3 protein-coding genes and 4 pseudogenes are annotated in these 3,607 nt (G+C 37.5%); 2 read left to right on the top strand and 5 right to left on the bottom strand.

The features are described from left to right. Positions 1-54: 54 nt before the first annotated feature. Both ACFIKH_RS08710 and ACFIKH_RS08715 read right to left on the bottom strand, forming a co-directional pair. Positions 55-247: pseudogene (locus ACFIKH_RS08710) on the bottom strand (head decoration protein); the annotation flags it as partial. A 42-nt stretch (positions 248-289) separates the two neighbouring features. Further along, positions 290-858, bottom strand: a pseudogene (locus tag ACFIKH_RS08715) (hypothetical protein). Positions 859-1,061: 203 nt separating this feature from the next. Here ACFIKH_RS08715 and ACFIKH_RS08720 point away from each other — a divergent pair. After that, a complete protein-coding gene (locus ACFIKH_RS08720; protein WP_375670476.1) occupies positions 1,062-1,259 on the top strand; it encodes a type II toxin-antitoxin system RelB/DinJ family antitoxin in 198 nt (65 codons plus the stop codon). Beyond that, the gene (locus ACFIKH_RS08725; RefSeq protein WP_375654011.1) at positions 1,246-1,527 is read left to right on the top strand and encodes a type II toxin-antitoxin system YafQ family toxin; all 282 of its coding nucleotides are present in this window, start codon (positions 1,246-1,248) and stop codon (positions 1,525-1,527) included. The genes ACFIKH_RS08720 and ACFIKH_RS08725 overlap by 14 nt, the downstream gene beginning before the upstream one ends. Positions 1,528-1,573: 46 nt before the next feature. Here ACFIKH_RS08725 and ACFIKH_RS08730 read toward each other — a convergent pair whose 3' ends face one another. The 3 genes and pseudogenes from ACFIKH_RS08730 to ACFIKH_RS08740 all read right to left on the bottom strand — a co-directional run. Continuing rightward, positions 1,574-1,852: a hypothetical protein gene (locus tag ACFIKH_RS08730; RefSeq protein ID WP_375671500.1), complete on the bottom strand. Its 279-nt coding sequence runs from the start codon at positions 1,850-1,852 to the stop codon at positions 1,574-1,576. Further along, a pseudogene (locus ACFIKH_RS08735) lies at positions 1,849-2,576 on the bottom strand (antA/AntB antirepressor family protein). The gene ACFIKH_RS08730 and the pseudogene ACFIKH_RS08735 overlap by 4 nt, the downstream one beginning before the upstream one ends. A gap of 577 nt (positions 2,577-3,153) precedes the next feature. Further along, a pseudogene (locus ACFIKH_RS08740) lies at positions 3,154-3,522 on the bottom strand (hypothetical protein); the annotation flags it as partial. Positions 3,523-3,607 lie beyond the last annotated feature (85 nt).

Here is a 3,607-nt window from a genome sequence, read left to right on the forward strand (position 1 = left end):
AACTCATAGTTTTCGATGGCTTTCATCATTGTGATGCTTGAGAAAGCATCATGTTTAAAAAAGTTCATATCCATGTGTGCATTCTCCTATCGCAATAGAATTGTTGTTATGGTCTTCTAATGACTGAATGGCTGCTTTCTTTTGCTCATCTGTGATGGCATCTGTCCAATAGCAGTTCAGAAGCTTTTACAGTGCATAAGCGTACTGTAATCACGGCGCGTTGATCTGCTTCAGACGGTCTGGTTGTCGTGCGTCATTGGCATTGGCGAAAAATTCTTCGACTGTATTTTCATTCATTATTCGTTTCTTGCAAGTTCTCTAACTCTGGAGAATGAGGATCATGAAAGGTACTGGAATATTAACCCCCTCAAGCAAAGCTGTGCCCATGTAATAATCAATAACACCAATAAGGCTGGCGGCATCACATCCAACTTGTGCAGCAATGCTTGCAGCAAAATGATGAGGAAAATTCAACATGGCATCACGGTGTACTCTTCCAAACTCACGCGCTGCCTTTTTCATTTCTTCTCGATCAACGGTTGTTTCGCGTAAGCGTTCAAGGGCAATCTTTTCGCTTTCAAGCGCAATTTGCATTCGCTCCAGTTTTATCTTGTATTCATTGGCATCCTCTGTAGAGGTTTGTTTGATATTTGTTCGCGGTTGTCCATCAGGCGCTAAAAATGGGGTAGGGTGCTTGTTGGATTTGCTTGTTGCAACGGCTTCATTGACAGAACCATCTTCAAAAAGAGCCGCATCAAATTTGCCTGTCTTTATCCGAGAAACCACTGCATTATGTGAAACACGCATCTTTTTTGCAAACGCACGAACCGATATCCCCTCACGATGCTTCTTATTCATAGTTTCGCCTTGCCTTGATTTCCTTCCCATATTGAGAAATGGGGTTTTCGGCGTATCAGATAAGCCAAATATTTTGCGGTTGAAATTAAACTCCACTTGTATTGCACTGGAATACAGTTACAAGAGGAGAGATCATTATGGCAGCTAGTCGTATGCTTTAGGCGTGTGTACCAGAAGAAATTCAAAATATCGCTAATCAAGTTATTCAAGCTTCAGGTTTATCAGTAAGTGATGTTGTGAGAGTGTTGATGACGCGTATTGCACAAGATAAATCTATTCCGTTCTTCTTGTTTCAACCCAATGCGGAAACCATAGCGGCTTTTACGGAATTAGATGAAGGCAACTTAAAAAAGTTTCATTCCGTAGACGAATTATTTGATGATCTATATGTGGACGATTGAACGCACCACTATCTTCAAATGTGATTTCAAGCGTGAAATGAAGGGATGGTATCGACATCTTTTAGATATTGATTTGCGCCAAATCATTGCAGCATTAGCAAATGACCAGCCTTTAGAACCTCGATATCATGATCATGCATTGACTGGGAATTGGAGCAATTATCGAGATTGTCATATTCGACCTGACTTAGTGTTGATTTATCGCTTGATTGCTCAAGATCGATTGGTTTTAGTATGTCTTGGCTCCTATTCAAAACTTGATCTTTAAACCACCTCCCCATTTTGAGAACGGGGAGGGGAGTTGTGTTTTTAAGTTAAGCAGCTTTTACAACAGGACTTTCCAAAGTAGGAGCATAAGCTTGCAATAACGGATTCATGCTATGCGGTAGTTCTGAAGTTCCAAAATCTGTAAGAACTGCAAGAATCTTTGTAATATTCGGCACCTCATCTTGAAGTTTTAAAATCAAAGCTTTTTCTACTATGCCCATGATGTCGACCAGAGCACTACAATTTTTGTTATCTACATATTCACAATTAACAAAGTGAAACAACGTTATCCATAAATCGCATAAAAAACTGGTATCTACCTTCATTGCACACCCCCAAAGATTTGTTCTCTCAAATATGCTAATCCTTTTGGTGTAATTTTTGTTGAAGGCAGTACCTTTTCTGTAGCATTAGGTCTTTGAATAGTGATAGCAGGATAATCCATAAATCCTTTCTTGATTTTATCCTGATAGGGTATAATGGATTACTTGGAACACGGCGATACACACAATCATGTTTACGCAAGTAATCTGTTAAGTCCTTTGGTCGTACTTCAAGGATTTTTCCCCTTCAATAAGACTGAACAAACCATCAGAAGGTTTTAAGCTCTCAAGCGCGTCTGCTTTGGATGCTAATTCTGCAATGATGCTATCTTTCTGTTCGATTTGATTTTGTAGTTGAATCAAGATGCCAAGTAATGCTTCGGGCTTGGAGTAATCGATTTGCGGTGTCGCTACTTGTTTTGCAAGCTTTTCACATTCGATAAAATACTCTTTTGGTTAATGACCTTTATCATTACGCTCGATCATTGAAGGTGTTTTGCCATGCCTAATGTATTGTGGTATTTTACGCTAGGCAATCTTTTTCTAAATTTTTAGAAAAAACTATAAAATCTATATTTTCTCGAAATTTGCATTCTATAATACGATTTTTAATCCAGTCTGCAAATTTTGATGTAATTTCCAAAAATTCATGCAAATCACGAGCATTGACGGTTTGAACAGCTTCTCTATCAATAACCATTTCTTTAATTTCTATAAGAGTGTTCATAGTGAAATCCTATCGATTAAGGTTCCTTGTTGACATTCCAGAAGAATGCTGAGCGCTAAGAAACACAGTCGATAATCCGTCGTTACGCTTGGCCCATAAAGAGTATTGTATAGCGTAACTACACCCGACAAATCCATTATATGCATGTAGCATATAATGAGTCAAAGTCTCTAATGTGCGGAGAAGAGATTGTGTCGGTAATCTATCCGCTATCGATTTAAGGTGTTTCTTAGGCACCTGATTCAAAAATATACATTGACGCAATAATGTCGAGAATAAAAATAATTTCCATCTCAAAATAATTATATACTGTACAGTGTGCATATTGAAATAATTATTTATCAATGAGTTAAGTGTACAATGTACAGTTAATTTGAAAATTCTGTCGCTAGCAATAGTTTACGCAGCCTGCCCCGTAACGAAGCTAATTCGCTGGGAAGTATCTTTTATATTGATTTTATTGACTTTTTTATAAAAAAACAAAGCATAAGTGATAATTTGTTTTTAAAATTGCAATCAAAGTGTGTAATGCATAAACTTATAAGGATATGGGATAGGTAGATAAAGCTTGAGAACATTATTTAGCTTTCTTATTAGCACCGTATTCTTGACGTTTAAGTTGTCTCTGTATGTTTTTAGTTAATCTTTCACTGGCATATTGTGCGATAGAATTTGTGATTTCTGGTTTGGACATCACTCCAGCAATTGATGATCCTTCTTGTTTTGCAATGGGGAATTTACCTCCGTCTACTCTTTGAAAAACATTACTCTTCATCTTTTTAAAATCAACACGCTTTGGAAAACTCCTACCCTTGATAAAACCATGAGGCAAGATTTCTTTTTTCCAAACATTGTGTAAGTTACGCCGCGTTTTGTTTTTTTTCTTGAAAAAATTAAGAGGTATCGGTGTTCCAGAACCAATGATATCTGTCTCGAGAAGTTTTGCTTTATAGCGGCTTTAGCCAAGGCATTTCACCTTGGCAAGCAAAGCGAACGGCAAAAGCAAACAGAGAATGCTTTAAAGACAGCAA

Source organism: Bartonella sp. SD1336NMGDW (assembly GCF_042193565.1).
Classification (GTDB): domain Bacteria; phylum Pseudomonadota; class Alphaproteobacteria; order Rhizobiales; family Rhizobiaceae; genus Bartonella; species Bartonella grahamii.